The sequence below is a fragment of the Amycolatopsis ultiminotia genome (assembly GCF_039536925.1).
Lineage (GTDB): Bacteria > Actinomycetota > Actinomycetes > Mycobacteriales > Pseudonocardiaceae > Amycolatopsis > Amycolatopsis ultiminotia.
In genome coordinates this window covers 1-2,998 of record NZ_BAAAZN010000051.1, presented here as the reverse complement: position 1 = coordinate 2,998, position 2,998 = coordinate 1, and the positions used below count along the sequence as shown (strand labels likewise).

The following is a 2,998-nucleotide window of genomic DNA, read 5'->3' as shown; positions in this document are numbered from 1 at the left end:
ACGACGGTGGTCACCGTTTCTTGAGCCGCCGCCGATTGACCGTCAGTACCTCGTCTGACAGGTCCGGGGCGGCGTCCGCGATCGCCCGGGAGAGGATCAGCGCGCCGACCATTTGGCTGAACAGTGCCACCGCTCGCTCGCGGGCTTCGGCGGGAGTGAGTTCGGTGCCGGACTGGCGTGCGCGGTCGAGCAGCATGTCGGTGATGGTGGCGAAGTAGCCGTCGAGTCCGCGCCGGTATTCGGCCTGGGCGGCGGCGCCGTGGCGGCCGGCGTCGGATACGAGGGCGGCCGAGGCGCAGCCGATCTCGGGGTGGTCGCGGTGCTCGGCGTTGACGTACCCGTCGACCATGTCGTGCAGGGCCGCGCGCGCTGAGCGGGGATGCGCTTCGCGGATGGCGTCGAGCGCTTCGAGCGAGTCGGTGAAGCACTGGTGGAGGACTTCGAGAGCGAGGTCGTCCTTCGAGGAGAAGTGGTTGTAGAACCCGCCGTGTGTCATGCCTGCCGACTTCATCAGCTCCTCGATGCCGATGCCGTCGATGCCGCGCAGCCGGAATCCCGCACCGGCCGCGTTGACGATCTTCTCGTGGTTGAGCCGCTTCTGCTCTTGCGTGATGCGGGGCACGTCGACCACCTTCCCGATGAGCTCACTCGCCTCTCCCGATGTTACTCATCATCAAAGCCAGGATGCACGGCAGAGGCCGAGGCTTGACAGTTAATGATGACGTCTACAATCATAAATTATGATGACAGGCGTCATCGAAGACTGAAGGGACGGTCATGAACTTCGGAACCATCGGCGCCGGGACGGTCGCGCAGGCCATCGCCGGCCACCTCGTGACGGCCGGTCACACGGTGACGCTCAGCAACAGCCGCGGCCCGGACACGCTGCGCAACGTCGTGGCCCGGCTGGGGCCGCTCGCGAGCGCGGGCACGGTCGACGAAGCGGCCGCCGCCGACCTGGTCTTCCTCACCGTGATGTGGCCGCAGGTCGGTGACGCGCTGGCCGGGCTGCCCGGGTGGGACGGCCGCATCCTGGTCGACACCACCAACAACCTGGGCTCGATGCTGCCGACCGTCGCCGAGCTCGGGGTGGAGACGGCGAGCGAGTTCGTAGCCGATCGTGCGCCGGGCGCGCGCGTGGTCAAGGCTTTCAACACCCTCTACGCCCAGTACATTGCCGCCGATCCCCGGCACGCGGAAGGGCGGCAGCTGCTGTTCTACGCCGGCGACGACGAGGCTGCCAAGGCGGATTTCCACGCCGTCGCCGACGCCATCGGATTTGCGCCGGTCGACGCCGGGACGTTGCGAGAGGGCGGCCGCCTGATGCAGATCGGCGGGCCGCTCTCGGCGCTGCACGCCCTGCGGCAGGAATGAAGCCATGAAAGCACTCGCGTACGAGAAAGCGCACCCGCTCGACGCGTTCGCCATCACCCTGGCCGAGGTCGCCGAACCTCGGCTGCGCGACGGTGACCTGCTGGTCGAGGTCCGTGCGATCGGTATCAACCCGGGTGAAGCCGCGATCCGGCAGACGCGCAGCGCCGAGCCCGGCGGGCAGGTCGTCCTCGGCTGGGAGTTCGCCGGGGTCGTCGCCGCGGCCGGGCCCGCGGCCACCGGGTTCGCGGTCGGGGACCGGGTGATGGGCACCGGCGACGTCACCCGCGACGGCAGCTGGGCCGAGCGCGTCGCGGTCGACCACCGGGTGGTTGCCAAGATCCCGGACCGGCTCGCGTTCACCGACGCCGCGTCGCTGCCCATCGGTGTCCTCACCGCCTGGGAATCGCTGTTTCGCGACCAGGACGAGCTGCCGCGCGGTGTCGGCCGCGTGCTCGTCATCGGCGGAGCCGGCGGCGTCGGGTCGATGGCCACGCAACTGCTCAAGGCCACGACACCGGCATTCGTGATCAGCACGGCCTCGCGGCCGGAGTCGCGGAAGTGGGCGACCGCAATGGGTGCCGACCTGGTCGTCGACCATCGCGGTGATCTGGCCGGACAGCTCCGCACAGCCGGGATCGACCACGTCGACTTGGTGTTCTCGACCACGGGCACCAGCGGCCATCTGGAGGCGATCGTCGAGGTGCTGCGCCCCTTCGGTCACCTGGCCACCAGCGACCTCAGCGGCCCCTTCGACCCGGGGGCCTTCACCGGAAAGTCACTGTCGCTGCACAGCGAGATGGTGTTCAGCAAGATCGTGGCCGGCCGTGACGCCGGCAGCCAGGGCCGGATCCTCGCCAGGGCAGCGGACGGCGTCGCGGCGGGCCGGCTGCGCCCGATCGTCACCACCACGCTCGAGGGACTGACCGCCGAGACCATGCGGACCGCGCACACCCTCGCCGAGAGCGGCCGGACCATCGGGAAAACCGTGATCCGGGTAACCGGCTGAAACCGGTGAACGTGTTCGGCCCCACCGTCCCGCCGGTTCCGGCTGTTCGCGGCGGCGCGTGAAATGCCACCCTCAATGAAAGGAATTCCCTGACATGACAACGGATCTGCTCGACGGTGAGTACGTCCCCAGTGCCGACGCGAGGACCCGCGGTCAGGTCGAGCTCTACGAGCGCACCGACGGCCGTGAAGGCGCGACAGCGGAGGGCGGCCCTGTGGTCGTGGTGACCATGCGTGGCGCCCGCTCGGACAAGCTGCGCAAGGTCGCCCTGATGCGCATCGAGCGTGACGGTGTCTACGCCATCGGCGCGGCGGCCGGCGGCCAGGCCCGCCATCCGAGCTGGTTCCACAACCTCGTGGCGCACCCGACGGTACAGCTGCAGGACGGTCCCGATCGCCGGTTGATGACCGCCCGGGTAGCCGAAGGTGCGGAGCGGGAAAACTGGCTGGCCTACACCGACGAGCTCTACCCGTTTTTCGCCGGCCTTCGCGCCGCGGCCGCCGAGTCCGGCAACCGCGAAGTGCCGCTGATCCTGCTCGAACCCACCGAGAACTGACCGGACTCACCACGGGCGCCCGGCGCACACCCGGGCGCCCGCCATCCGGCCGACGCCGACCG

General features: G+C 69.5%; 4 protein-coding genes. 3 read left to right on the top strand and 1 reads right to left on the bottom strand.

The features are described 5' to 3' along the window. Positions 1 to 10 precede the first annotated feature (10 nt). On the bottom strand, positions 11 to 622 hold the full coding sequence (locus ABD793_RS42490) for a TetR/AcrR family transcriptional regulator (protein ID WP_344869561.1): 612 nt from the start codon (positions 620 to 622) through the stop codon (positions 11 to 13). A gap of 155 nt (positions 623 to 777) precedes the next feature. On the opposite strand from ABD793_RS42490, the gene ABD793_RS42485 reads away from it, so the two are divergent. The 3 genes from ABD793_RS42485 (at position 778) to ABD793_RS42475 (ending at position 2,936) form a co-directional block, all read left to right on the top strand. Next, on the top strand, positions 778 to 1,374 hold the full coding sequence (locus ABD793_RS42485; RefSeq protein WP_344869560.1) for an NADPH-dependent F420 reductase: 597 nt from the start codon (positions 778 to 780) through the stop codon (positions 1,372 to 1,374). Between the two features lie 4 nt (positions 1,375 to 1,378). After that, entirely contained in the window at positions 1,379 to 2,380 is a 1,002-nt protein-coding gene (locus ABD793_RS42480; RefSeq protein ID WP_344869558.1) for a zinc-binding alcohol dehydrogenase family protein, read from the top strand. A 94-nt stretch (positions 2,381 to 2,474) separates the two neighbouring features. Continuing rightward, entirely contained in the window at positions 2,475 to 2,936 is a 462-nt protein-coding gene (locus ABD793_RS42475; protein WP_344869556.1) for a nitroreductase/quinone reductase family protein, read from the top strand. The last annotated feature ends 62 nt before the right edge of the window (positions 2,937 to 2,998 follow it).